22 protein-coding genes are annotated in these 24,742 nt (G+C 76.0%); 10 read left to right on the top strand and 12 right to left on the bottom strand.

The annotated features are described in order from the left end of the window. Nucleotides 1–58: 58 nt before the first annotated feature. Entirely contained in the window at nt 59–1,540 is a 1,482-nt protein-coding gene (locus CHC04_RS08655) for an HNH endonuclease signature motif containing protein (RefSeq protein ID WP_089403528.1), read from the top strand. 200 nt (nt 1,541–1,740) lie between these two features. Here CHC04_RS08655 and CHC04_RS08650 read toward each other — a convergent pair whose 3' ends face one another. The 5 genes from CHC04_RS08650 to CHC04_RS08630 all read right to left on the bottom strand — a co-directional run bounded on the left by CHC04_RS08650 (nt 1,741) and on the right by CHC04_RS08630 (nt 7,735). After that, nucleotides 1,741–2,184: a hypothetical protein gene (locus tag CHC04_RS08650; RefSeq protein WP_089403527.1), complete on the bottom strand. Its 444-nt coding sequence runs from the start codon at nt 2,182–2,184 to the stop codon at nt 1,741–1,743. 161 nt (nt 2,185–2,345) lie between these two features. Beyond that, the gene (locus CHC04_RS08645; protein WP_089403526.1) at nt 2,346–3,560 is read right to left on the bottom strand and encodes a low temperature requirement protein A; all 1,215 of its coding nucleotides are present in this window, start codon (nt 3,558–3,560) and stop codon (nt 2,346–2,348) included. A 25-nt stretch (nt 3,561–3,585) separates the two neighbouring features. After that, nucleotides 3,586–5,373 (bottom strand): potassium channel family protein, encoded by a 1,788-nt coding sequence (locus CHC04_RS08640; RefSeq protein WP_245817076.1) that lies wholly within the window; start codon nt 5,371–5,373, stop codon nt 3,586–3,588. A 23-nt stretch (nt 5,374–5,396) separates the two neighbouring features. After that, nucleotides 5,397–5,783 carry a DUF6394 family protein gene (locus CHC04_RS08635; protein WP_089403525.1) on the bottom strand — a complete coding sequence of 129 codons (387 nt, stop codon included), beginning with the start codon at nt 5,781–5,783 and terminating at the stop codon, nt 5,397–5,399. A gap of 128 nt (nt 5,784–5,911) precedes the next feature. Beyond that, complete coding sequence (locus tag CHC04_RS08630) at nt 5,912–7,735, bottom strand: flavin-containing monooxygenase (protein ID WP_089403524.1); 1,824 nt, start codon at nt 7,733–7,735, stop codon at nt 5,912–5,914. A 103-nt stretch (nt 7,736–7,838) separates the two neighbouring features. Between CHC04_RS08630 and CHC04_RS08625 the strand changes: the two genes are divergently transcribed. From CHC04_RS08625 to CHC04_RS08605, 5 genes are all read left to right on the top strand, one after another. Further along, a complete protein-coding gene (locus CHC04_RS08625; RefSeq protein WP_089403523.1) occupies nt 7,839–9,038 on the top strand; it encodes a GAF domain-containing protein in 1,200 nt (399 codons plus the stop codon). A gap of 39 nt (nt 9,039–9,077) precedes the next feature. After that, nucleotides 9,078–9,392: a DUF2795 domain-containing protein gene (locus CHC04_RS08620; RefSeq protein ID WP_089403522.1), complete on the top strand. Its 315-nt coding sequence runs from the start codon at nt 9,078–9,080 to the stop codon at nt 9,390–9,392. A gap of 94 nt (nt 9,393–9,486) precedes the next feature. After that, nucleotides 9,487–11,019 carry an ATP-dependent DNA ligase gene (locus CHC04_RS08615; protein WP_089403521.1) on the top strand — a complete coding sequence of 511 codons (1,533 nt, stop codon included), beginning with the start codon at nt 9,487–9,489 and terminating at the stop codon, nt 11,017–11,019. A 76-nt stretch (nt 11,020–11,095) separates the two neighbouring features. Beyond that, on the top strand, nt 11,096–12,697 hold the full coding sequence (locus CHC04_RS08610; RefSeq protein WP_089403520.1) for a GGDEF domain-containing protein: 1,602 nt from the start codon (nt 11,096–11,098) through the stop codon (nt 12,695–12,697). An 18-nt stretch (nt 12,698–12,715) separates the two neighbouring features. Next, nucleotides 12,716–13,303, top strand: a complete 588-nt coding sequence (locus tag CHC04_RS08605) for a peroxidase-related enzyme (protein ID WP_089403519.1) — start codon at nt 12,716–12,718, stop codon at nt 13,301–13,303. Between the two features lie 12 nt (nt 13,304–13,315). Here the strand turns inward: CHC04_RS08605 and CHC04_RS08600 are convergent, their stop codons facing one another. After that, nucleotides 13,316–14,437 carry an alpha/beta hydrolase fold domain-containing protein gene (locus tag CHC04_RS08600; RefSeq protein WP_089403518.1) on the bottom strand — a complete coding sequence of 374 codons (1,122 nt, stop codon included), beginning with the start codon at nt 14,435–14,437 and terminating at the stop codon, nt 13,316–13,318. 221 nt (nt 14,438–14,658) lie between these two features. Between CHC04_RS08600 and CHC04_RS08595 the strand changes: the two genes are divergently transcribed. Both CHC04_RS08595 and CHC04_RS08590 read left to right on the top strand, forming a co-directional pair. Then, a complete protein-coding gene (locus CHC04_RS08595; RefSeq protein ID WP_089403517.1) occupies nt 14,659–16,116 on the top strand; it encodes a M1 family metallopeptidase in 1,458 nt (485 codons plus the stop codon). Between the two features lie 32 nt (nt 16,117–16,148). Then, nucleotides 16,149–17,165 carry an LLM class flavin-dependent oxidoreductase gene (locus tag CHC04_RS08590; RefSeq protein WP_089403516.1) on the top strand — a complete coding sequence of 339 codons (1,017 nt, stop codon included), beginning with the start codon at nt 16,149–16,151 and terminating at the stop codon, nt 17,163–17,165. Here CHC04_RS08590 and CHC04_RS08585 read toward each other — a convergent pair. Continuing rightward, nucleotides 17,151–18,074 carry a diacylglycerol/lipid kinase family protein gene (locus CHC04_RS08585; protein ID WP_245817075.1) on the bottom strand — a complete coding sequence of 308 codons (924 nt, stop codon included), beginning with the start codon at nt 18,072–18,074 and terminating at the stop codon, nt 17,151–17,153. The two genes, CHC04_RS08590 and CHC04_RS08585, sit on opposite strands and share 15 nt — an antisense overlap. Nucleotides 18,075–18,131: 57 nt before the next feature. Between CHC04_RS08585 and CHC04_RS08580 the strand changes: the two genes are divergently transcribed. Beyond that, on the top strand, nt 18,132–19,286 hold the full coding sequence (locus CHC04_RS08580; protein ID WP_217897260.1) for a MalY/PatB family protein: 1,155 nt from the start codon (nt 18,132–18,134) through the stop codon (nt 19,284–19,286). Nucleotides 19,287–19,295: 9 nt separating this feature from the next. Here CHC04_RS08580 and CHC04_RS08575 read toward each other — a convergent pair whose 3' ends face one another. From CHC04_RS08575 to CHC04_RS08565, 3 genes are all read right to left on the bottom strand, one after another. Continuing rightward, a complete protein-coding gene (locus CHC04_RS08575) occupies nt 19,296–19,769 on the bottom strand; it encodes a DUF3237 domain-containing protein (protein WP_089403514.1) in 474 nt (157 codons plus the stop codon). Between the two features lie 151 nt (nt 19,770–19,920). After that, complete coding sequence (locus CHC04_RS08570; protein ID WP_089403513.1) at nt 19,921–21,297, bottom strand: FAD-dependent oxidoreductase; 1,377 nt, start codon at nt 21,295–21,297, stop codon at nt 19,921–19,923. 26 nt (nt 21,298–21,323) lie between these two features. Next, nucleotides 21,324–21,764, bottom strand: coding sequence for a flavodoxin family protein (locus tag CHC04_RS08565; protein WP_089403512.1), 441 nt, complete (start codon nt 21,762–21,764; stop codon nt 21,324–21,326). 140 nt (nt 21,765–21,904) lie between these two features. On the opposite strand from CHC04_RS08565, the gene CHC04_RS08560 reads away from it, so the two are divergent. Continuing rightward, nucleotides 21,905–22,474 carry a hypothetical protein gene (locus tag CHC04_RS08560; protein WP_089403511.1) on the top strand — a complete coding sequence of 190 codons (570 nt, stop codon included), beginning with the start codon at nt 21,905–21,907 and terminating at the stop codon, nt 22,472–22,474. A gap of 74 nt (nt 22,475–22,548) precedes the next feature. On the opposite strand, the gene CHC04_RS08555 is transcribed toward CHC04_RS08560, so the two are convergent. After that, nucleotides 22,549–23,241, bottom strand: a complete 693-nt coding sequence (locus CHC04_RS08555) for a hypothetical protein (RefSeq protein WP_089403510.1) — start codon at nt 23,239–23,241, stop codon at nt 22,549–22,551. A gap of 83 nt (nt 23,242–23,324) precedes the next feature. Next, complete coding sequence (locus CHC04_RS08550; protein WP_141233740.1) at nt 23,325–24,698, bottom strand: vanadium-dependent haloperoxidase; 1,374 nt, start codon at nt 24,696–24,698, stop codon at nt 23,325–23,327. Nucleotides 24,699–24,742: the final 44 nt, after the last annotated feature.

The raw sequence follows: 24,742 nt of genomic DNA, 5'->3' as shown, positions 1-24,742 counted from the left end.
GCGGGATCTGGGCCGCTGACCTGCGAGAACTGTCACACCCGCCCGTAGGTTCGGGGTCGTGCAGGAGGTCGCGGAGTACGTGCCACCCGTGGAGCGGGCGCTCGCCGGGTTGCTGCTCGCGCGGCCGGTGACGGTGCCGCGGCTGCCGGTGGGGGTGTCGTCGCGGGAGCAGAAGGCCGCCGAGCTGCAGCGCCTGCAGGCCCGCCAGGCGATGACCGCCGCCTACGAGGCCGAACTGGTCCTCGCCCTGGCCGACGACTCTCCCGATGACGGCGACCCCGCGCCGGGCACGCCCGGTGCGCGGTCGTGCAAGCCCGACACCGAGCTGCCCGGGGTGTCGAAGTTCTGCACCGCCGAGCTGGCCGTGATCCTCAACTGCGGCCGCGGTACCGCCGACCACCTGGCCACCCGCGCCTGGACCTACCGCGAGCGCCTGCCCGCCACCTGGGCCGCCCTGACCGCCGGCGACCTCGACGAGGCCCGCGCCAAGGCACTGGTCGACGTGCTGCAGCACACCGACCCCGCCCTCGCCTGGCGCATCGAGGCCGCCGTGCTGCCCGACGCCACCGCCCTGACCGTCGGGCGGCTCAAGAAGCGGGCGATCGAACTGCTGCTCGAAGCCGACGCCGACGCGGTCGACCAGCGGCGCAAGACCGCCGAGCGGCGCTCGGACGTGCGGGTCTACCCATCGCCGTCCGACGGGATGAGCACCATCGCCGCCGACCTGCCCACCGACGTGGCCGCCGCCTGCCAGACGACCGTCGACGCCCTCGCCCGGATGCTCAAGGCCGACGGCGATCCGCGCCCGATCGGGCAGCTGCGCACCGCCGTGTTCGCCGACCTGCTGCAGCGGCCGTGGCAGACGGGGACGGCGGTGACGGCGCACCTGCAGATCGTCGCCACGCTGGCGTCGCTGGCCGGGCGGTCGGCGCAGGCCGGGGAGGTGAACGGGTTCCCGATCACCGCCGCGCACCTGCGCGAGCTGCTGCGCGAGTTGGACGCGCTGGGGGTGCAGGCGCCCGAGGGCAGGTCGGTGACGGTGACGCTCACCGACGACGGCACGCTGCGGGCCACCGCGACGCTGGACCGGCTGCGGAGGCTGGCTCAACGGGGTTGCCCTCACCACCCCGACGGCGACTGCGGGTGCACGGTGCTCGACCGGCCGGCGAGCAGGGACGGCTACACACCCTCGGCGCAGCAGCAGGCGTTCGTGCGCACCCGCGACCGCACCTGCCGGATGCCCACCTGCGGCCAGCGGGTCGGCTGGGCCGACGCCGACCACGTCATCCCGCACGCGCACGGCGGGGCCACCGACTGCGCCAACCTGTGTTGCCTGTGCCGCTCCCACCGCCGGGTGAAGACCTGTGCCCGCGGCTGGCGGTTCGAGATGAGCCCCGACGGGACGCTCACCGTCACCACCCCGTCGGGCACCACCCGGACCACCCGGCCACCGGGCGTCCGGCCACCACCGCCGAAGGCACCCGACCCACCGCCCGCGGACCAGCCGGCCGACCCGGACGACGACCCACCGCCCTTCTGAGGGGTGCTCGAGGGCCGCCCGGTGGACGACTCGACTCGGCGACTGGTCGACGTGCGGACCACTCGACTCGGCAACTGGTCGACGAGCCGACGACTCGACTCGGCGACTGGTCGACGTGCGGACACCTCGACCAGTCGCCGCATCGACATGGCGACCCGGCGGGCCGGCGGGCCGGCGGGGCGCCGGGTGACCGGCGGGCGTCAGTGCTCGGAGGCGTGGTGCCGGAACCGCCGCCACGGGTGGCGGCGGGCCGGCGCGGGATCCTCGGCGGCCTCGGCGGCCTGGGCGGCGGCCCACGGCGCCACGCACACGTCACCCTCGCCCATGCCCGCCGCCGCGTCGTCGGGAGCCGGCCGCGGCACGGCCGCCCCACCCGACGCCCCGGCACGCGACGCCCCGGCACGCGACGCCCCGGCACGCGACGCCCCGGCACGCGACGATCCCGCACCCGACGCCGTGGCGCCGCGGCGGGCGCAGTCGGCGAGGCGCTCGCGGGTGAGCGAGCGCTGCAGCCCGAGCGGGTCGCCGCGGTGCCCGCGGGCGGCGACGTCGTGCTGCGCCTCCCACTGGGCGATCAGCTTCTCGTCCGGCGACATCTCCGGCCGCCGGTCGTCACCGGGGGTCGGGGTGGTGGGTGTGGCCATGGCCGTCCTCCCTGCCGGTGCCCGCCCGCCGGCCGGGCACCGTCCCGCTCGACCGGTCCTCGCGGCCACCGGGTCCAGTGCACGCCGCACCGCCGGGCGGTGGCAGGGTCGGAGGTCCCTGCGGCACACGGCGGTCGGACTCGGCGGTCGGACCCCGGCGGTCAGACCTCCTCGGTCTCCAGGCGCCCCGACGAGCGCTGCACCAGGCCCGCCACGACCACCAGCGAGACCAGCAGCGCCAGGGCGCCGACCACCACCCAGGCCGGCAGCTCCAGCAGCGCGTCCAGCGCGGCCACCACCGCGGCCAGGAGCGGCCACCACCACCCGTGCCCGGCCTGCCCCGTCATCGCCGACGCCGTGACGCTCGCGGCGACGAGGTAGACCGCCACCCCGCCGGCCACCAGCAGCCGGGTCCCGGCCGGCACCTCCCCGGCCGCGGCCTCCACGACCGCGAGTTCCAGGCCGGCGCCCACCGAGGCGAGCGCCAGCGTCAGCGGCAGGTGCCCGAAGACGTAGACGTCGTGGGAGTGCGCGCCGTTGGACTCCCCGGCCTCCCCCAGCAGCTTCTTCGCCCGCGCTCCGGCGAGGTCGAAGTAGCTCCACCACAGCGCCGCCGCGAGCACGAACCCCAGCACGGCCACCGGCAGCGCGGCGCCCGACCACCCCGCGTCGTACAGCCCGTGGGCGACGGCGGCCACCGGCTCACCGAGCACGAGGATGACGAACAGCGCGAACCGCTCGGGCAGGTGCTCGACGTGCAGCGGCACGTCGGCAGAGGACCGCGTGGCCAGCAGCGGCACCAGCGCCTCGACCAGGACCGCGGCGGCCCACAGCGCGTAGGCGGCCGGCCGCGGCACGGCCAGCGACACCGCCCACAGCGTCGCGCCGGCGCCGGCGCCCAGCAGGTACAGCCGGGTGATCGGCCGCGCCTCGGGCACGTGCACGTGCGCCCGGCGGTACTGCAGCAGGAGCAGCAGCCGCAGCACGACGTGGCACAGCACGAAGACGGCGAACCGCTCCCCCGTCGCCTCCGACGCCGACGCCGCCAGCCCCACGACGGCGGCCATGCTGCCGAGCTTGTACAGCCGGTAGACGACGTCGTCGTGGTCGAAGCGGTTGGCGTAGAGCGTCGAGCTCACCCACGACCACCAGACCGTGGCGAACAGCCCGGCGAACACGAGGAACCCGTGCAGGGTGACGTCCTCGCGCAGCGCGATCGCCAGCTCGGCCACGACGAGGACGAACGCCAGGTCGAAGAACAGCTCCAGCCGCGAGGCGGAGCGGTGGTCGTCGGTGCGCAGCTGGGGCGGCCGGACGGCGTCCCGGCGGCCGCGACCGCCCCCCAGGAAGGTCCGGACGGGCCCCTGGTCGGCCACGGGTGCTCCCCCCGTCGGCGGCCGGTCAGGACGCGGCGGTCGCGTCCGGCACGGGCCTCGACCGGCTCAGCTTCCGCCAGATCCAGCTCGACGGCACCCGCTGGCCGGTGACGAGGTAGTCGGCGACGCCGTCGAGGAACAGCGTGGCCTCCACCTCCCGGTGCACCGGGGCCCGGCCGGCGAAGAGCAGCTCGTCGTCCGGCTCGAGCACCAGGTCGCCGTCGGGCGCGAGCAGCGCCTCGCCCCCGCGCAGCGCCATCAGCGGCACGGCCAGCAGCGTCTCGTCGCGGTCGGCGGGGTCGCGCAGCAGGTCGCAGAGCCGGAACCGCCCGCCGGCCAGGTGGGGGTGCAGCGCCGGCGCCTCGTCCTCGGTGAGCCGCACCTTCCACAGCGCTTCGAGGTGGGTGCCGCACGCCTCGAGCAGCCGCTCGATGATGCCGGCCGACCACTCGTCGCTCTGCCCGGGCAGCTCGCGCAGGAACCGCCACAGCAGCGGCGTGCTGAGCCGGGCGTAGGCGTCGTGCGCGACCACCTCGGTGGGCACCAGCAGCGCGTCGACGTCCATCGCGGCGAACAGGGCGGCGTCGGTGGGCTGGTTCTGGCGGGCGGCGACGAACAGGTCGGGGTTGATCCGCCGGGCCTCGGCCACCAGCGACAGGTTGGTCGTGTCGTTGTCGGTGGCCGCGACCAGGCCGACCGCGGTGGCGGGGTCGGTCCGCCGGATGACGTCGGGGTCCGCGGAGTCCCCGACGACGGTCGGCTCCTCCTCCGGCGAGGGGTCGACGGTGGTCACCTCCAGGCCCTCCGCGCGCAGGTCGGCGGCGAAGTGCCGGCCGAACCGGCCGTAGCCGCACACCACCCACCGGCCGGGCGCCGGCGCCTTGCCCCGGGACGGCACCTCGGCGCCCGGGCCGCTCTCCAGCCAGGTCATGAGCTGGTACGAGGCCGGGGTGCGCAGCGCGAGCCGCAGGTGGTCGCCGAACCGGTCGAAGGGGTTGATGACCGTCGGCGACCCGAAGCCGCACATCCGCTCGGCCACCGTCGCCGACGTCGTGCGGGCGACCACCGGGAGCTCCGGGCGCAGCAGCGCGGCGGCCATCGTGACCGCGAGGTTGGCCTCGTCGTCGCCGGTGACGGCCAGCACGCCCTCGCAGTACGGGTGTCCCAGCCCGGCGACGCCGAGCACGTGCGGGTCGCGGGCGTCGCCGACCAGTCCGGGGACGTCGGCCCGGTGGCTGGCGATCTCGAGGGCGTCGATGCGGCTCTCGGCCATGTCGACGACGGTGAACCGGCGGCCCAGGGCGTCGAGGGAGAGCCCGAGCTGCTCACCGGCCTGCCCGTAGCCGCAGATCAGCAGGAACGGCTCGCGCAGCCGGTTGACCTTGCGGGACACGTGCCGCAGGGCCAGCGCCTGCCGGAACGCGCGGTCCTGCAGCAGCGCCAGCAGCGACCCGATCGCGTAGGCCCAGCCGACGACGGTCAGGTAGATGGTCGCGGTCACCCACATCCGCTGGGCGTAGCCGAACGCGTAGGGGATCTCGCCGAAGCCGATCGTCGTCGCCGTGTAGCTCATGACGTAGAAGGCGTCGAACAGGCTGAGGCGGGCCGGCCGACCCGACGCGTCGACGCCCGGGATCAGCGAGAGCCCGAGCACGCTGACGAAGAAGATGACGATGAGCGTGATCAGCGGGGCGCGCATCCGCCGGAGGACGACGAACACCGTCGCCGACCCCTCCGCGCGGGGCACCACCGGGGCCCGGCGCCGCCGGCGCCGGCTGCGGGTCGTGACCGGGGGCGGCGGTGCGGATTCCACGGCGGCGGCGTCGGTCGCGCCGGTCAGTGGCGCTGGAAGGACACGGTCTCGACGACGAGCAGCACCACCGAGACCACGTTGGCCAGCAGCGCCCCTCCCGAGAGCGAGACCATGCTCGCCGTCGTCACGTCGGTGAGGCCCTCGGCGGAGACGTGCACCGCCCAGGCCCAGGTGATGGTGGCCGCGACCAGCTGCAGGTCGGCGACGAGGCTGGTGGCCAGGTGGACGGCGCCGATCTGCGTGCGGTCGCCGAACTTGAGCACCGTGGCGATGAGGCTGACCACCAGCGCGGCGAACAGCTCGTAGACGTTGTGCAGCGCGGGGTCGGAGATGTCCCCGAGGAAGAAGCCGAAGTTCAGCGTCGCGGCGAGCAGCACGAAGAACCCGAAGACGACCTTCTCGAGGTTCATGCGGCTCCCACGACCGGCTCGCTGGTGACCGCGCCGACCCTAGCGCCGGACACGCACCGGCGCCGGGGAGACCGGACTCCCCGGCGCCGGGCGGCTCGGCGGGCTCGGCGGCCCGGTGACCCGGCGGCTCAGCGCAGGTGGTGCACCTCCGCCAGCCCGTACACCGGCGTCGGGATGCCGGCCTGCCGGGCCTTGAGCTGCAGCGCCAGGTAGAGCGAGTAGTGCCGCGACTGGTGCAGGTTGCCGCCGTGGAACCACAGCCCCTCCTGCCGGGTGGGCTTCCACATGTTGCGCTGCTCGCCCTCCCAGGGCCCGGGGTCCTTGGTGGTGTCCGAGCCCAGGCCCCAGACCTTGCCGACCTTGTCGGCGACCTCCTGGGAGATGAGGTCGGCGGCCCAGCCGTTCATCGAGCCGTAGCCGGTGGCGTAGACGACGACGTCGGCCGGCAGCTCGGTGCCGTCGTCGAGCACGACGGCGTCCTCGGTCAGGTGGTCGACCTGCCCGTGCACGAGCTCGACGTCGCCGTTGGCCACCAGGTCGGCGGCGCCGACGTCGATGTAGTAGCCGGAGCCGCGGCGCAGGTACTTCATGAACAGGCCCGAGCCGTCGTCGCCCCAGTCCAGCCAGAACCCGGCCTTCTCCAGCCGGTCGTAGAAGTCGGCGTCGCGCTCCTTCATCTGCTCGTACGCCGGGATCTGGAACTCGTGCAGGATCCGGTAGGGCAGCGAGGCGAAGGTGAGGTCGGCCTTCTCGGTGGTCATGCCGCCGGCCACCGCCTGCTCGCTGTAGAGCGCGCCGAGGCCGATCTCCATGAGGCTGTCGCTCTTGACGATGTGCGTCGAGGAGCGCTGCACCATCGTCACGTCGGCGCCGTGCTCCCACAGCGCGCCGCAGATGTCGAAGGCGGAGTTGTTGCTGCCGACGACGACGACCTTCTTGCCGGCGTAGTCGTCGGGGCCCGGGTGGGCCGAGGAGTGGTGCTGCTCGCCGCGGAACACGTCCTGCCCGGGCAGCACCGGCACGTTCGGCTTGCCGCTCATCCCGGTGGCCAGCACCAGCTGCTTCGGGCGCAGGGTGAGCTCCTCGCCGTCGCGCACCACCTCGACGGTCCACTCACCGGCCGCCTCGTCGTACCCGGCGCGGCGCACCTCGGTGCTCCCCCAGTACGGGATCTCCATGACCTTCACGTAGGACTCGAGCCAGTCGGCGATCTTGTCCTTCGGGGAGAACACCGGCCAGTTGTCCGGGAACGGCAGGTAGGGCAGGTGGTCGTACCAGACGGGGTCGTGCAGGCAGAGGGACTTGTAGCGGCTGCGCCACTGGTCCCCGGGGCGGGCGTGCCGGTCGACGACGAGTGCGGGCACGTCGAGCTGGCGCAGCCGGGCCCCCAGCGCGATGCCGCCCTGCCCTCCCCCGACGACGAGCACGTAGGGCTGGGTGGTGCGGCCGAGTTCGGCGGCCTCGCGGGCCCGGCGCTCGGCCCAGGTCAGGCGCTGCCGGTTGACGCCGTGCTCGGCGCCCATCGGCCGGTCGGTGCCGCGGGGCTCCTCGTGGCCCTTGAGCTCGTACAGGGTGGTCAGCAACGTCCACGCCCGCGGCTGCCCGTCCTCCTCGACGAGGCGCACGAGGCCCTTCCCGCGGCCGACGGCCGTCTCGAAGGTGAACCAGGCGGTGGTGACGCCGTCGGCCTCCTCCGGCTCCTCGCTGACGGTGAAGCCCGACGGGTCGGTGCGGTCCAGCGTGGCGCTGAGCAGGTCGGTCACGCCCGCGCGGTGCTCGACGGTGGTGACGTTCCAGCTGAAGGCGACCAGGTCGCGCCAGTAGCTCGTCGTGGCGAACAGGCCGGCGGCCCGCTCCACGTCGCGGGCGCGCAGGGCGTCCTCGAACGCCGTGAACCAGTCGGCCGCGCGCCGCGCGGGGCTCTCCGGAGGTGCGTCGAGCGTCTGCGTCACGGAGGGACCTCCTCGTCGTCGGGACGTGGTGTGATGTGCAGCACAGCGCCCCGCGGGCCGGAGCGGGAGCGTTGCAGCGGATTGCACGCCCGAGGAGGCGCCGGTGCCCCCGTGGTCGGCGGTCGCGCCCGGTACCGACCTGTCCACGCACGCCCGGGTGCTCTCCCGCGTGCACGACGCCGTCCTCGCCGGCGGGCGCCCGCCGGTGCGGCCGCGCGGGGTGGTCGAGCGGTCCTGGTCGCGGGTGCTGGGGCTGGGTCTGGACCCCGACCGGCCCCGCCCCCGCGACCCGCTGCCCGCCGACGCGGTGGAGGGGCGCCGCCACGGCTCGGGGCTGGCGCTGGTCGTCGACGAGCTGCGCCGGGTGCTGGTCGGCGTCGCCGACGCCTCGCACGGCCTCGTCGTGGTCACCGACGCCGACGGCGTCGTGCTGTGGCGGGAGGGGGCGGCGGCCACCCGGCGGCACGCCGACCGGCTCGGCTTCGCCGAGGGCGCGACGTGGACCGAGGCGGCGGTGGGCACCAACGCCATCGGCACCGCCCTGGCCGAGGCGGCGCCGGTGCAGCTGTTCTCCGCCGAGCACTTCGAGTCCGCCCAGCACCCCTGGTACTGCTCGGCCGCGCCGGTGCACTCACCGGTCACCGGGGAGCTGCTCGGCATCGTCGACGTCAGCGGCCCGGCGCTCACCCTGCACCCGGCCATCGGCGCGCTGGTGGAGACCTCCGTGCGGCTGGCCGAGTCCGGGCTGTGGCGGCGGCACGAGCAGCACCTGGAGCGGCTGCGCCGCAGCGCCGAGCCGGTGCTGGGGACGGTGCGCGGGCCGCTGCTGGTGGTCGACGACGACGGCTGGGTGGCCGCGCGGTCGGGCATCGCCGCCGGCCCGCGGGTGGCCGTGCCGCGCGCCGGGCGGCCGGTGGCGGTGCCCGGGCTGGGGCTGTGCACCCCCGAGCGGCTCGGCGAGGGCTGGCTGCTGCGCCCGGCGGAGTCCCGCGCGCCGGTCACCGCCGAGCTGGACCTGACCGCCGCGCCGGTGCTGCGGGTCGCCGGCGGCCAGGACTCGTGGTCGGCGGCGCTCACCCGCCGGCAGGGGCAGGTCCTCGCGCTGGTCGCCGGCGCCGGGCGGCGGGGGCTCGACGCCGCCGCCCTCGGGCGCGGCCTCTACGGCGACGACGGGCACGTCGTCGCCGCCCGCGCGGAGGTGTCGCGGCTGCGCCGCGTCGTCGGCGACCTGGTGTCCACCGGGCCCTACCGGCTGGCCGACGGCGTCGCGCTGACGGTGCGTACCGGTCCCGGCGACGGGTAGCCCCGCCCCGAGTCCCGTCCCGAGTCCCGAGGAGATCCCGTGGCCGACACCGTTGCCGTGCAGGACGTGCTCGCGCACCTGGGCGAGGTCGACTACCCCGCCGACAAGGACGCGCTGCTGGACGCCGCCCGGCGGCACGGCGCTCCCGACGAGGTGCTGCGCACCCTGCGCACGGTGCCGCCAGGGGTCGACTTCGCCAACGTCGACGAGCTCGTCCGCTCGCTGCGCCCGGCCGCCGTCCCCCGCTCCGACACCGAGGGCCACGCCGCCGAGGCGGCCCGGGCCGACGCCCGGGCGGCCTTCACCGGGCACCCGGACGACGCGGGCTCCGGCCGCGGGGACACCTCCGGCTGACGCCGGCCGCGCCGGGTCCCCGGCCTCCCCCGGAGGGGCGGTGGGCACGGCGCGGTGGCCGCCCGGTGTCGTACCCGGCTGTCAGCATGGCGGCGTGCTGCTCGCCGACGTCGTGGCCGCCTCCGCCGCGGTGGCGGCCACCCGCGCCCGCACGGCGAAGGCCGCGGCGATCGCAGCGGCGCTGCGAGGCGCCGGGCCGGGTGAGGTGGGGCCGGTGGCGGCGTGGCTGGCCGGGGAGCTGCCGCAGGGGCGGGTGGGCGTCGGCTGGCGCACGCTGTCGCGGGCGCTGCCCGACCCCGCGCCCGCGCCGTCGCTGACCGTCGCGGCGGTCGATGCCGCGCTCACCGCCCTCGCCGCCACCACCGGCACCGGGTCCACCGCCCGCCGCGAGGCGCTGCTGGCCGAGGTGCTGGCCGCGGCCACCGCCGAGGAGCAGCGCTTCCTCGTCCGGCTGCTGGGCGGTGAGCTGCGCCAGGGCGCGCTCGAGGGCGTCCTGCTCGACGCCGTGGCCGCCGCGGCGCAGGTGCCGCCGGCCGCCGTCCGCCGCGCGGCGATGCTCACCGGCCGGCTCGACGAGACCGCCGCCACCGCCCTGACCGGCGGGGAGCGGGCGCTGGCCGCCGTCGGCCTGCGGGTGGGCCGCCCGGTGCGGCCGATGCTGGCCAGCCCCGGCTCCTCGCTCGAGGCGGCCCTCGACGACCTGGGCGGGGAGGTCACCGTGGAGCACAAGCTCGACGGCGCCCGCGTCCAGGTGCACCGCGACGGCGACGTCGTGCGGGTGTGGACGCGCACGCTGCGGGAGGTCACCGACGGCGTGCCCGAGCTGGTCGAGCGGGTGCGCGCGCTGCCCTGCCGCACCGCCGTCCTCGACGGGGAGACCCTCGCCCTCGACGACGACGGCCGTCCGCGCGCGTTCCAGGACACGATGAGCCGCTTCGGCAGCGACGAGGCCGACGCCGGCGTGCTGCTGTCGCCGTTCTTCTTCGACGTGCTGCACCTCGACGGCCGTGACCTGCTCGACGAGCCGCTGGCCACCCGACTGGACGTCCTCGACCGGCTGCTGGCCGCCGAGGAGGCCGCGCCGCTGCGGATGCCCGGGGTCCGCCGGCCCGGCCCCGGGCAGGCCGCCGCCGTCCTCGACGCCGCGCTGGCCGCCGGCCACGAGGGCGTGGTGGTCAAGGCCCTCGACGCGCCCTACGCCGCCGGCCGCCGCGGCCGCGCCTGGCAGAAGGTCAAGCCGGTGCACACCCTCGACCTCGTCGTCCTCGGCGTGGAGTGGGGGTACGGCCGCCGCAGCGGGAAGCTGTCGAACATCCACCTCGGCGCCCGCGACCCCGACGGCGGCGCCCCGCTCATGGTCGGCAAGACGTTCAAGGGCATGACCGACGAGCTGCTCGACTGGCAGACGCGCACGTTCCCCGGGCACGCGCGCGCCGAGCACCCGTGGGGGCTGGAGCTGCGGCCGGAGGTGGTCGTCGAGGTGGCCCTCGACGGCGCCCAGCGCAGCACCCGCTACCCCGGCGGGGTGGCGCTGCGCTTCGCGCGGGTGCTGCGCTACCGCCCCGACCGCAGCCCCGCCGACGCCGACTCCGTCGACGCGGTCCGCGCGCTGCTGGCGGGGGGCTGAGGCGGTGCTCACCCGGAGGAGTGGAGCCGGCCCGGCAGGGCTCACGGGCGCCGACGGCACGGCCGATGGGACGGCCGTGACCGGTCTCGCCGTCGAGCAGGACGCCGTCCCCGGAGGGGACCCGGGACCTCCGGCGGGTGCGGTCACCGCGCTGCAGGCGACCCTCGACGAGCTGGAGACCCTCTCCCGCTTCGCCACCGGGTCCGCGCCGGAGCGCGCCGAGGCCGCCGCCGAGGCCGCCCGCGCGCTCGGCCGGCCCGACCTCGAGCAGCGCGCCCGGCTGGTCCGTGCCGACCTGCAGCGCCGCCGGGGCGCCGTCGCCGAGGCCGGCCGGACCGCCTCCGAGGTGCACCGCTGGGCCAGCGAGACCCGCGACCGGTACCTGCTGGCCCGCAGCTCCTTCGTGCTCACCGCCGTCCTCCAGGAGGTCGGCGACCTGGCCGGGGCGCTGGAGCACGCCGTCTCCTCGATCGACCTGCTCGACGAGACCGCCCTGCCGGCGCTGCGCATCGACCACCTGGTGCGGCTCGCCGACGTCCTGGGCCTGGCCCGCGACCCCGCGGCACCCGAGCGCTACACCGCCGTGCTGCGGCTGGCCGAGGAGCTCGGCGACGTCGACCGGCAGCTGCGCATCCTCAACAACCGCGCCTACACCGACACCCTGGCCGGTCGGTTCGACGACGCGCTGGTGTACAGCGAGCGGCTGCAGCAGCTCGCGCGGGCGCACGGCAGGCCGCTCGACGTCGGCGACCTCGACACCGTCGCCCGCGCGCTGATGGGCGCCGACCGGCTGGTCGAGGCCGAGGCGGCGCTGCGGCTCGGCCTCGCGCCCGAGGTGCTGGACACCTCCTCCGACGGCGACGCCGGCGCGGACTTCCTGCTCACCCTGGCCGAGGTGCAGCGCCGTCGCGGCGAGGTCGACCGTGCGCAGGACACCCTGGCCGAGTGCGTCCGGCGCTGCGACCTGCACGGCCTGACCTCGATCCGGGTGCGCGCCCGCGCCGAGCAGGCCGAGCTGCACGCCGCCCGGGGTGACCACCGGGCGGCGTTCGAGGAGCACAAGCGCTACGTCGCCGAGCTGGTGGAGCTGCAGTCGGCGCAGCGCGAGGCCCGCGCCCGCGCGCTGCAGGCGGTGTACGAGACCACCGAGGCGCGCCGGCAGAGCCGCCGCTGGCGCGAGCTGTCGCTGCGCGACCCGCTCACCGGCCTCTACAACCGCCGCTACGTCGACGAGGAGCTGCCCCGGCTGCTCGCCGACGGCACCGGCCGGGTGTGGGTGGCGCTGCTGGACCTCGACCACTTCAAGCGGGTCAACGACACCTGCTCGCACGCCGTCGGGGACGAGGTGCTGCGCGCGGTGGCCACGCTGCTGCAGGAGACCGCCGCCCCGGGCGGCGCGGGCTCGTTCGCCGCACGGCTGGGCGGCGAGGAGTTCCTCCTCGTCCTGCCCGGCGTCGACGCCGGCGCCGCGGCCGCCCACCTGGAGGCGGTGCGCCGCGCGGTCGCCGCGCACCCGTGGGACGGGCTGACCCACGGGCTGCCGGTGACGGTGAGCGTCGGCGCGGCGAGCACCGCCGAGGTGCCCGACCGGACGCCGGCGCAGCTGCTCGGTCTCGCCGACGCCCGCCTCTACCACGCCAAGCGGGCCGGCCGGGACCGGGTCGTCGTCGACGGCTGAACGCGGCAGGCTGGTCCGGTGACCGCCGAGCAGACCCCGATCAGCCGCTTCCCCCTCGCCGACCCCGCCGGCCTGCCGGCCGACCTCGCCGAGCGCTACGCCGACGTGCAGGAGCGCTCGGGGTTCCTGCCGCACGTCTTCGCCGCGCTGGCCTGGCGCCCGGAGGAGGCGCGCGCCTTCTTCACCATGCACGACGCGCTCATGGACAAGGACACCCCGGGCCTGTCCACCGGCGAGCGCGAACTGATCGTGGTGGCCACCAGCGCGGCCAACGACTGCGCCTACTGCGTCGTCGCGCACGGGGCGATCGCGCGCATCCGCACCCGCGACCCGCTGCTGGCCGACCTCGTCGCCGTCGACTGGCGCAAGGCGCCGCTGTCCGAGCGGGTGCACACCGTGCTCGACGTCGCCGTGCGGCTGGCCACCGACCCGGCCGCGGTGGGCGCCGCCGACCTCGACCGGCTGCGCGCCGCGGGCCTGTCGGAGGACGACGTGTGGGACGTCGGCGCGATCACCGCCTTCTTCGCGCTGTCCAACCGGCTGGCCCACTTCGCCGCGATCCCGCCCAACCCGGAGTTCCACCTGCTGGGCCGCCTCCCCCGCTGACGGCCGGGCGGGCTACCCGGCCGGCGCGAGGCTCCGGGCGAACCGGCAGATGTCGGCGATCGTCGCGTCGTAGACGTCCCCGACGGCGGTCTTGAAGATCAGCTCGCCGGCGTGCGTGAGCCCCAGGTTCACCCGCCCGGTCGCGCGCACGCCGGCCGCCTGCAGCCGGCGGTAGTAGGCGATGCCCTCGTCGCGCAGCGGGTCGAGCTCGTTGACCGTGACCACGTGCGGCGGCATCCCGGTCAGGTCCTCGACGGTGGCGAAGTACGGCCAGGCCAGCGGGTCGCGGCGGTGCTCGTCGGCCGGGTCGTAGGCCGACACCAGCAGGTCCATCATCAGGGTGTTGAGGAACCAGCCCTCGTTCTCGACCAGTGAGGGCAGCTCGGCGCGCTTGGCGTCGTCGTCCCAGCCGTAGCCGCCGGAGATGTAGGGGACCATCGCGTAGACCCCGGCGATCGCTGCCAGCCGGCCCTCCCGCTTGGCCAGCAGCGCCGAGGCCAGGCACAGGTTCGCCCCGCCGGACTCCCCCTGCAGCACCAGCGAGGTCGCGCCGATCTCGTCGCGGTGGGCGTCGAGCCAGGTGAGCGCGTCGGCGCAGTCGTGCAGCCCGGCCGGGAAGGGGGCGTGGCCGTCGGTGCTCACGGCGTTGCGGAAGTCGACGGCGACGACGACCAGCCCGGTGGCGGCCAGGTCCTCGCACCAGCGGGTGTGCAGGCGGTTGGCGCAGTCGAGGATGGTCATGCCGCCGCCGTGGAGGTAGACCAGCCCGGGCAGCGGCCGCCCCTCGGTGCCGGCCGGCCGGAAGACGTACAGCGGGATCCCGGTGCCCTCCCGGCCCGGGGCGGTGTGCGTGGTGCGGGTGACGTCGTCGCGGTGGGTCTCCTCCGCCGCGACCGCGGCGTAGAGCTGCTCGAAGGCGTCGTGGGCGCCGCGGACGAAGGCCAGCCGGTCCTCCAGCGGGGCGTGGCGCGGGAAGGGGGGCGGCGCGGCGGGGGCGTCGAGGCCGTACCGGGCGAGGGCCTCGCGCAGCCGGCGGTCGGCGCGGTCGTCGGTGCGGTACTCGGCGGCCGGGTCCCCCAGCCGGCCGGGCTGCGGGGTGGCGGTGCCGGTCGTCGGCTCGGACGTCGTCGTCACGGTTCCTCCTGGGCGGGTGTCGGGGACCGGCCGCCGCACCGGACGCCGTCGGGCAGCACCCGCGCGGGCCGGCCGTCGTGCCGGACGACGGTAGTGGCGTGGCTCGCACCGGTGCCAGGTCCCCGGCGGCGGTCCGCGGCGGAACCGGCCCGTGACGGATCCGTGACCTGGCCCTACGGTGTCCGGGCCGGCCCACGGTGGGCCGGCGGAGGAGGAGATCCGTGCGCACACCCCGGACAGCCCGCACCACCGCCGTGCTCGTCGCGGCGGCCGCCCTCGTCGCCGCAGCGGGCCCGGCCGCCGCCGCCCCCGGCGCGCCGGGCACCCCCCGCTACACCGACGGCAGCACCTCCGGGGGCGACCCGTACTTCCCGGCCGCGGGCAACGGCGGCTACGACGTGCAGCACTACGACCTCGGCCTGTCCTGGTTCCCCGGGGCGACGCCCGACCAGAGCCGGCTCGACGGCACCGCCGTCGTCACCCTCACCGCCACCGCCGACCTGGCGAGCTTCTCCCTCGACCTGCGCCGGCTGACGGTGTCCTCGGTGCTGGTCGACGGCAAGCCGGCCCGCTACCAGCAGCTGCCGCCGGGCGAGGACGGCCTCGGCGGCGAGCTGGTCGTGCAGGCCGCGCCGAAGCTGAAGGCCGGCACCACGCACGAGGTCACCGTCGTCTACTCCGGCTACCCGGGGCGGCCCACCGACCTCGAGGGCTCGCTCTACGGCTGGGTGACCTTCGCCGACGGCGTCCTGGTCGCCAACCAGCCCGAGGGCGCACCGACCTGGTTCCCGGTCAACGACGTCCCGTCGGACAAGGCCACGTACGACTTCCGGATCACCGTGCCCCAGGGCAAGACGGCGATCGCCAACGGCGAGCCGGTGGGCCAGCCGGTGACCACGGACGGCCGCACCACGTTCACCTGGCGCGCCACCGACCCGATGGCCAGCTACCTGGCGACGGCGTCGATCGGCGACTACACCGCCACCACCCAGGTCGGCCCCAACGGGCTGCCGATCCTGAACTACGTCGAGACCGGGCTGAACGCGACCCGGCGGGCCACCACCGAGGCGAGCCTGGCGCTCCAGCCGGCGATGATCGACTACTTCGACGACCTGTTCGGGCCCTACCCGTTCACGTCCTTCGGGGCCATCGTCGACGACGACACCGTCGGTTACGCCCTGGAGACCCAGACGCGCCCGGTGTACTCGCGGCAGGCCAGCGAGGGCACCGTGGCCCACGAGCTGGCCCACCAGTGGCTCGGCGACAGCGTGACGCCCGCGAGCTGGCGCGACATCTGGCTCAACGAGGGCTTCGCCACCTACGCCGAGTGGCTCTGGTCCGAGCGGCAGGGCCGCCAGACCGCGCAGCAGCAGTACGAGGCGGTGTACGCCACCCCGGCCGACGACGCGTTCTGGTCGGTGGTCGTCAGCGACCCGGGGGCCACCGGCCTGTTCGCCGGCGCGGTGTACGACCGCGGCGCGGCCACCCTGCACGCCCTGCGGAACCTGATCGGGGACGAGGCGTTCTTCGTGCTGCTGGAGCGCTGGGCGACCGAGAACGCCGACAGCACGGTGACCACGGCGGACTTCGTCGCGCTGGCCGAGGAGGTCAGCGGGCGGGAGCTCGACGGCTTCTTCACCGACTGGGTGGTGACCCCCGCCAAGCCCGTCGGTTACTGAACCGGGCGCCGGGGGCGGGCAGGATCGTCGTCATGCCCGCCCCCGGCACCCCGCTCGAGCACCTCGGCTTCCTCACCATCGGCACCTTCGACCCCGCCGACCCCCGGGGCGGCCACGAGGCCACGCTGCGGATGGTCGAGCTCGGCGAGCGGCTCGGTCTCGACAGCGCCTGGCTGCGCCACCGACACCTGCAGTACGGCATCTCCTCCCCGGTCGCCGTGCTGGCGGCGCTGACCCAGCGGACGTCGCGGATCGCGCTCGGCACCGCCGTCACCCCGTTGGCGTGGGAGAACCCGCTGCGGCTGGCCGAGGACCTCGCCACCGTCGACGTGCTCTCCGGCGGGCGGCTGCACCCCGGCGTGAGCGTCGGGCCGCCGATGCACTGGGACGACGTGAAGGGCGCGCTCTACCCGGACACCGCCGACGCCGAGGACTTCACCCACACCCGGGTCGAGCGGCTGCTGCGGTTCGTCGCGGGCGAGCCGGCCGCGACGTTCTCCGGGCGCGAGGGCGTCGTCGAGGAGTGGTCGGACCGGGTGCAGCCGCACTCCCCCGGGCTGCGCGGCCGGATGTGGTACGGCGGGGGCAGCACCCGCTCGGCGCAGTGGGCCGGGCGCGCGGGCACCAACCTGCTGACCAGCAGCGTGGTGCGGGCCGAGGACGACCGCACCGACTTCGCCGCCATCCAGGCCGGGCAGATCCGCGCCTACCGGGCCGCCGGCGGCACCGGCCGGGTGTCCCAGGGGCTGGTCGTCATCCCCACCGACGGCGCGACGCCCGCGCAGCGCGAGCGCTACGCCGCCTACGTCGCGGCCCGCACGCCGCGGACCGGCAGCCCGCAGGGCCCGGCGCGGCTGCTGTTCGCCGCCGACCTGCTGGGCACCAGCGAGCAGATCACCGAGGCGCTGTACGCGCACGAGGGCTTCCGCGAGGTCTCCGAGGTGGTCTTCGCGCTGCCCTTCAGCTTCGCCGAGGCCGACTACGAGCAGATCCTCACCGACGTCGCCACCCGCCTCGGCCCGCTGCTGGGCTGGTCACCGGCCGCCTGACCCCGGGCGCGGGAGGACCACCGACCAGGCGCCGGCGGCCAGCCGCCAGGTGCGCGCCGGCACCGGCGGCAGCAGGTCGCCATCGGCGTCGAGGGCCACCGGCTCCCCGGACACGGCCACCTCGCGGCCCCGGACGTGGACGACGTCGTCGCGGTCGACGTGCCGCCCGGTGGTCAGCGCCAGCGCGTAGGCGGCGCGGGCGGCCGGACCGGTGGCCGCGCTGACCACGAGGTCGGCCAGCCCGTCGCCGGGGTCGGCACCGGGGGCCAGCGCCGTCCCGCCGCCGATGGTGGGGCCGTTGCAGACGCCGACCATGAGCAGCGGCGTGCCGCCGTCGGCCGCCCAGCCGGCGGGGGAGGTGACGACGGCGCCGTCGACGGTGACCCGCAGCCGCTGCTCGGCCCCGGCGAGCCCGGCGACCGCGGCCCCGATCGGATAGGCCAGCGCGCCGAACCGCTCCTTGAGTCCCGCGGCCTCGTCCGCGGCGCGCACCCCGATGCCGGCGTGCACGGCGTTGACCACCACGCCGCCGGCGTCGTCGAGCAGCAGGTCCAGCCGGCGCGGGTCGCCGTCGAGGACGCACCGCGCGGCGCCGGCGGGGTCGTCGGGCACGCCGAGGGCGCCGGCGAGGTCGTTGCCGGTGCCCAGGGGCACGACCCCCAGCGGGTCGGCGGGGTCGAGCGCCCCGGCGCGGTCGAGTGCGGCCACGACCGCGTGCACCGACCCGTCGCCGCCGGCCACGACCAGCCGGCGGCCTGCGCGGTCGGCGACCACCCGGTCGAGGTCGGCGGCGTCGGCGGTCACCGCCACCTCGACGGCGGCGCCGGCGCGCAGCACGTCCAGCGCGCGGGTCAGGCGCTCCTCGTCGGCGCTCCCGGCGTTGCGGTTGGCCACCACCAGCAGGTCCACGGGAGGCACCCTCCCAGCCCGCGCGCCACCCCGGCGGGCCCGGGCAGGATCGCCACCGTGACGAGCGACGTCGACGACCCCGTGGACACCCTGGTGGCCGGCCTGCGGCGGCGCGGGAGCCTGAAGTGGACCCGCCACCCGGAGGCGCTGGGCGCGTGGGTGGCCGAGTCCGACCTCGGGACGGCGCCGGAGGTCACCCGGGCGCTGCAGGACGCGGTGGCCCGGGGGCTGTTCGGTTACCTGCCCGACTGGCTGGCCGACGACGTGGCCGCCGCGTTCGCCGGCTTCGCCCGCGACCGCTACGGCTGGGGAGTGCCGCCGGAGCGGGTGCGGCCGCTGCCGGACGTGCTGGCCGGGCTGTCGGCGGCGATCACCCACCTGTCCCGGCCGGGCTCGCCGGTGGTGCTGCCGACGCCGGCGTACATGCCCTTCCTCGAGGTGCCGCCGGCGCTGGGCCGGGAGGTGCTCGAGGTGCCGATGGCCTCCGACGGCGACCGGTACGTCTACGACCTCGACGCGCTCGACGCCGCCTTCCGCGCCGGCGGGCACCTGCTGGTGCTGTGCAACCCGCACAACCCGATCGGCCGGGTGCTCGAGCCGGCCGAGATGCTCGCCGTCGCCGAGGTCGTCGACCGGCACGGCGGGCGGGTGTTCGCCGACGAGGTGCACGCCCCGCTGGTCTTCCCCGGCCACCGGCACGTGCCCTACGCCTCGCTCGGCGACGTGCCGGCCGGGCACGCGATCACCGCCACCAGCGCGTCGAAGGCGTGGGACCTCGCCGGCCTCAAGTGCGCGCAGCTGGTGCTGAGCAACGACGCCGACGCGCGGCTGTGGGCGCAGGTCGGCCACCCGGTCGAGCACGGCGCCTCCACCCTCGGCGCGGTGGCCAACGCCGCCGCCTACCGCGACGGCGTCGCCTGGCTCGACGAGACCCTCGCCGTCCTCGACCGGCACCGCCGGCTGCTCGCCGATCTCGTCGCGGCCTCGCTGCCCGGCGTCCGCTACCGCCCGCCCGAGGGCACCTACCTCGCCTGGCTGGAGGGGTTCCCCCTCGACGGGCCCGGTGACCTGCTGCTCGAGCGGGCCGGCGTGGCCGTCGTCGACGGCGCCCGGTGCGGTGCCGCCGGCCGGGGCGCGGTGCGGATGGACCTGGCCACGCCCGAGCCGGTGCTCGCCGCGATCGTCGAGCGGATGGCCACCGTGCTCGCCTAGGTCGCTCGCCTAGGGCGCCGCGTCCCCCGGGGCGACCCGGTAGACCCGGTACTCGACCCGGGGCCCGGGCACCAGGCGACCCTCGGCCACGAACACCGTCTGGTTCACCCACGCGTAGCGCTCGTCACCGGTCTCCAGGCGCGGGGTGGTGATGAAGTAGCCCTCGCCGAACTGGGTGGGGGTGTCCCCGCCGTCCATCAGCGCGAGCACGGCCGGGGTCATCTCCCAGATCCCGGTGTACTGGACGTAGACGTGGGCGCCGTCCACCGTCCGCACCGTGGTGCGCACGTCGAGCCGGGCGAACCCGTCGGGACCGACCAGCAGCCAGTCGGCGCCGCCGCCGACCACCGTGGCCTTCAGGCGCTCACCGGACATCTCCCCGGCGGTGATGGTGCCCTCGAGGCGGTTCCCGAAGGGCCCGGGCCCGACCGGGTGGGGCTCGACGTCGGCGTGGTAGTCGAACTCCGGCACGAGACGGGGCATGACGTCCCTCCCCCGGGACGGGGGCGGGCCGGGAGCCCGCCCGGGACCGGGACGGTCCGCCGAGGGGCACCGGCCGTCAAGGGACCCGGTCCCGCCCGGGCGTTCCCGACACGGCGCGTACCCGCGGTTCGTCATCGGGTGACGACCCGGGTCAGCAGGAGCGCAGGTCGGCCTCCACCGCCTCCGACGCCTTGCGGGCGGCGATGAGCACCGGGTCCCAGACCGGGGCGAACGGCGGGGCGTAGGACAGGTCCAGCGACAGGATCTCGTCGACGGTCATCTCGTTCCAGATGCAGATGGCGAGGGCGTCGATCCGCTTGCCGGCGGCCTCCTTGCCGACGATCTGGGCGCCGAGCAGCCGCCCGGTGCGCCGCTCGGCGGTCATCTTGACCCGGATGGGCTTGGCGCCCGGGAAGTAGCCGGCCTTGGTGGTGGAGTCGACGGCGGCGGTCAGGAACTCGTAGCCGGCCGCCTCCGCCTCGTGTTCGGCCAGCCCGGTGCGGGCGGCCTCGATGGAGCAGGTGCGGGTGATCGCCGTCCCGATGACGCCGGGGAAGGTGGCGTACCCGCCGCCGATGTTGATGCCGGCCACCCGGCCCTGCTTGTTGGCGTGCGTGCCCAGCGCCACGACGATCCGCTGCCCGGAGAGCCGGTGCACCGACTCCACGCAGTCGCCGGCCGCCCACACGCCCGGCACCTCGGTGCGCATCCGCGCGTCGACGGCGATGCCGCCGGAGGTGCCCAGCGGGATGCCGGCCTCCTGGGCCAGCCGCACGTTGGGGCGCACGCCCAGGCCGAGGACGACGAGGTCGGCGGGCAGCTCCCGGCCGCTGGCGGTCACCACCGCGCGGGCCCGCCCGTCGGGGCCGACGTCGATCGCCGCGACGCCGTCGGAGAGCACCAGGTCGACGCCCTCCTCCCGGACGGCGTCGGCGATGAACCGGCCGACGTCGGGGTCGAAGGTGCCCACCGGCGTGGCCGAGCGGTCGACGACGGTGACGTCGAGACCGCGCTCCCTGCACGCCTCGGCGATCTCCAGCCCGATGTAGCCGCCGCCGACGACGACCACCCGCCGCACCCGGCCGCTGTCGAGCTCGGCCCGCAGCGCGACGCCGTCGTCGAGCACCTGGACGCCGTAGACGCCGTCGGCGTCGATGCCCTCGACCGGCGGGCGCATCGGCACGCTGCCGGTGGCGTACACCAGCTCGTCGTAGGGCTCGGTGCCCTCGGTGCCGGCGTCGAGGTCGTGCCAGTGCACGACGCCCTTGTCGGTGTCGATGCCGACGACCTCGGTGCGCATCCGGACGTCGAGGCCGTTGGCGCGGTGCTGCTCGGGGGTGCGCGCGACCAGGTCGGACTCGTGCTCGACGGCGCCGGAGATCCAGTACGGGATGCCGCAGGCGGAGTAGGACGTGGCGCGGCCGCGCTCGAACAGGACGACGTCGAGGTCGGGACGCCGCTTCTTGGCCTGGGACGCCGCGCTGCCTCCGGCGGCGTCGCCGCCGATGACGACCAGTCGGGTGCTCACCCCCCGCAGGCTAGGACCGCGGGCGGCTACAGGCTCACCGCGACGGTGGCGGCGAGTTCCCGGGCGGCCTCGAGGTCGTCCTCGGTGGGTGGCCCGGTGAGCGACAGGGGGGCGGCGACCTGCTTCCACCGCAGCGCCCCGGCGATCGTGCCGATGGACTTCAGCGCCCCGGCGGTGTCGTCGCCGCCGTGCACGTACACGCCGTAGGGCAGGCCGACCGTGGCGTCGAGGCAGGGGTAGTAGACGGTGTCGAAGAAGTGCTTGAGCGCTCCGCTCATGTAGCCGATGTTGGCGGGGGTGCCGAGCAGCACGCCGTCGGCGGCGAGCAGGTCGGCCGGCCCGGCCGAGAGCGCCGGGCGCACCTCGAGCTCGACCTCCTCGACCATCGCCGCGCCCTCGCGCACCGCCTCCAGCACCGCCTGCAGGTTGGGCGAGGGGGTGTGGTGGACGACGAGCAGCCGGGGCATGCCCGCCATCGTGCCCGCGGCGGGGTCGGCTCCGGCGCGTCCGGTGTCGACCTGACGTCGTCTCGGCCTCCCGCAGGCCGCACCGGGTCGACACCGGGCGCGCACCCGGCGGCGTCGGATCCCCTCGCTACGGTCCGGGGATGGCGACGAACCCCCGCATCGGGCCGGTCGAGCGGGCCACGAAGCGGTCGTGGGACGACTGGCTGCGCTTCATGGACGCGATCGGGGCCCCGCAGCTCGACCACCGGCAGATCGCGCTGCGGGTCTACGACGAGCTCGGCGACACCGTCGAGCAGCGCGGCTGGTGGACCCAGTCGGTGACCGTCGCCTACGAGCAGCACATCGGCCGGCGGATCCCGGGGCAGCGGTCCGACGGCACCTTCCAGACCAGCGTGAGCCGGTCGACGCCGCTCGGCATGCGTGAGCTGATGGAGCGGTGGCGGTCCTTCGCCGACGGGGACGCGGCCGTGCAGCAGGTCGTCGGCGGCGGCGAGGTGCGGGTGAGCGGCACCGACCGGCGCGCCACGTGGCGGACGAGGACCACCGACGGCTCGTCGGTGGTGGTCACCAGCGAGCCGAAGAAGGACGGGACGGCGTCGCTCGTGGCGACCCAGGTCGGGTTGCCCACGCTCGAGGCGAACGGCGCGGCCCGCGAGTGGTGGACGGCCGTCGTCGAGCGCTTCCTGGCGGGGGTCCGGGCGGGGCGGTGAGTCGGCCTCCCCGCGCCGTCCTCACGGCGGTGCCGCGTGCCGGGCCGCTGGCAACGGCCCGGCACGCGGCCGGCTCAGGAGCGCTGGCGGTCCGACGAGCGGTACCTGCCGATCCGCGAGTCGGAGTGCTCACCGGCCTCGTCGTCGAAGACCATCGGCCCGATCCTGCTGCCCGGCGCGACGGCGGCGTCCCGCCCGGTGAAGTCGTACCGGTAGCGGTAGGTCCCGTACTCGTCCACGAACGTGCCGCTCTGCCGTTCGCTGTAGATGTCCCCCACGCCGGTCCAGGTGATGGACACCGGCGGCGCGGAGGCCGGGGTCTCCCCGTGCCCGCTGCCCACCGCCAGCGTCCCGGTGAGGGTCGCCGTCGTGAACTTCCGGTCGATGGTGAAGGTGACCTGCCCGCCGTCGACGAAGCGGATGCCGAGGAGGCGGCAGGGGCCGTCCTCGGGCGCCGGCTCGCCGTGCCCGCCACCGGGCAGGTAGGGCGTCACCCCGTCGTCGCACTGCACGTCGTGCACGGAGCCGAAGACCGAGGCCCGGCCGCCGCCCAGGTCGTCGACGAAGAGGTCGCCGAAGTGCGCGTTGCCCGGGGCGTTCGCGGCCTCCGGTAGTTCCCCGACCTCGAGCCACGTGACGGAGGCCGTGGTGCCCGAGCTCTTGGAGAAGAAGAGGTCGCCGGCCAGTGCGGGCGACGGGGCGACGACGGCGAGGGCCGCCGTGGAGACGGCGACCGTCCCCAGACGGCGCAGGGTGGAGGCGGACACGCAGACCTTCTCTCGGTAGTGCACGGGCGGGCCGTGCGGGAGGGCAGGACGCCCGGCGGGCGCCCCGGATCGGGACGGCGGGTCTAGCGGCGGGTGCGGATCCGCCGCAGGACCAGTGCGCCGACCTGCGCACCCTGGGCGAGGCCCGCCTCGATGGCGTGCGGGAAGTGGATGCCGCCGTAGAGCCGTGAGTCCGCGGCTTCCCGGGCTGCGTCGGCGAAGGACGCGAAGGTGCGCGGCGCGTGTCCACGGACGTCGTGCGACCGGTCCGTGAAGGGGAAGACACCCAGCCGGTCGGTGAGCACGGCGGCCGCGGCCGGGGACGCGACGCTGTGTCCCGACGTGTGCTCGGGGAACTGCGGGCTGTTGACGTACGTCGTCCAGCCCGGGTCGATGTACCGGTTCACGTAGGTGACCGGCCGGAGCAACTGGTACCGGTACTTCCACGTCCAGCAGTTGAGGAACGCCTCGTGGAGGGCGACGCCGGTCATCGCGAGCGTGTCGAGGGCGACGTCGAGCCGTGCGCCGCGGAGCGCGAGCGCCTGGGTGGCGATGAGCATCCAGTGGCCGGACGGCAGACCGGTCGGCGTGCCGGCGGGCGGGGTGGACGAGCCGGGGTTGTCGGTCCAGAACCTGGCGATCGCCCGGTGCTCGTCGGTGTTGGCGGCCGACTGACGGTGGACCGCCGCCGCCTGGGCGTGGAACGCCGATCCCGGCTCGGTCGAGAAGGGCAGGGGCGGCTCGGGTTCGACCTCGTCGGCGCTCGTGAGGACCATCGGGCGCACCTCGGACCAGTACGGCTCGACCGCCGGCCGGAAGTTGGGCGGTGTCGAGACCCAGTGCCACGGCTCGGTCGCGGGCGGTGTGTAGGGCCGGCCGAGGGTCCCGGCGTGCCCGTCGGCCGCGATCCAGGGCGCCAGGTGCCCTGCCACCGCCCTCCCGTGCACCACGGAGGCGTCCAGTGCCCGTTCGGGCACCCCTGCGGCGCGGCGTCGCAGCAGCGCGCCGGCCTCGGCCGCGTCCAGCCGCTCCCGGGTGTCGGCGCCGGCGAAGGGCAGCACCTGACGGAGCACGGTCGCGGCCGACGTCACCACCGCGGCCGGCCAGTCCACGAGCGCGGCCGGTGGGCGCGGGGCGGGAACCGGCAGGTCCCGCAGCTGGCCGCCCAGGGACCGGTGGGCGGGCATCCCTCGGACGGCGGCCTCGTACATGGCGATCGCCGTGTGGGCGTAGGTGCGGGCGGCGGCCGGTGGGCTCAGGTTCTCGGCGAGCACGAGGTCGTAGGTGGTCTGGAGCCAGCGCAGCGCCTCGTCGGCGCCGTACCCGGCCGCGGTTGCGCCGCCGGGGCCGAGGAGGTCCACCGGCGCGGCGGCCGCCGTCCGCGGGAGCGCGACCGCAGCCGTTCCCGTGCCGAGGGCCGCGAGGAGCACCTGTCGTCGGGACACCGGACCGGGCATGACGCTCCTCCGCGGAGGCGAGCGCTCCCGGAACCTCCGGCGTG

Origin of the sequence: Geodermatophilus saharensis (assembly GCF_900188205.1) — a bacterium.
Taxonomy (GTDB): Bacteria; Actinomycetota; Actinomycetes; order Mycobacteriales; family Geodermatophilaceae; genus Geodermatophilus; species Geodermatophilus saharensis.
This window is presented reverse-complemented; position numbering and strand designations above follow the sequence as displayed.

Bases quoted from the DNA above. Each gene is read 5' to 3' on its own strand.
- CHC04_RS08650 (WP_089403527.1), bottom strand. From the start codon at position 2,184: ATGGCCACACCCACCACCCCGACCCCCGGTGACGACCGGCGGCCGGAG.
- CHC04_RS08635 (WP_089403525.1), bottom strand. From the start codon at position 5,783: ATGAACCTCGAGAAGGTCGTCTTCGGGTTCTTCGTGCTGCTCGCCGCG.
- CHC04_RS08590 (WP_089403516.1), top strand. From the start codon at position 16,149: ATGCCCGCCCCCGGCACCCCGCTCGAGCACCTCGGCTTCCTCACCATC.
- CHC04_RS08575 (WP_089403514.1), bottom strand. From the start codon at position 19,769: ATGCCCCGTCTCGTGCCGGAGTTCGACTACCACGCCGACGTCGAGCCC.
- CHC04_RS08565 (WP_089403512.1), bottom strand. From the start codon at position 21,764: ATGCCCCGGCTGCTCGTCGTCCACCACACCCCCTCGCCCAACCTGCAG.
- CHC04_RS08560 (WP_089403511.1), top strand. From the start codon at position 21,905: ATGGCGACGAACCCCCGCATCGGGCCGGTCGAGCGGGCCACGAAGCGG.
- CHC04_RS08550 (WP_141233740.1), bottom strand. From the start codon at position 24,698: ATGCCCGGTCCGGTGTCCCGACGACAGGTGCTCCTCGCGGCCCTCGGC.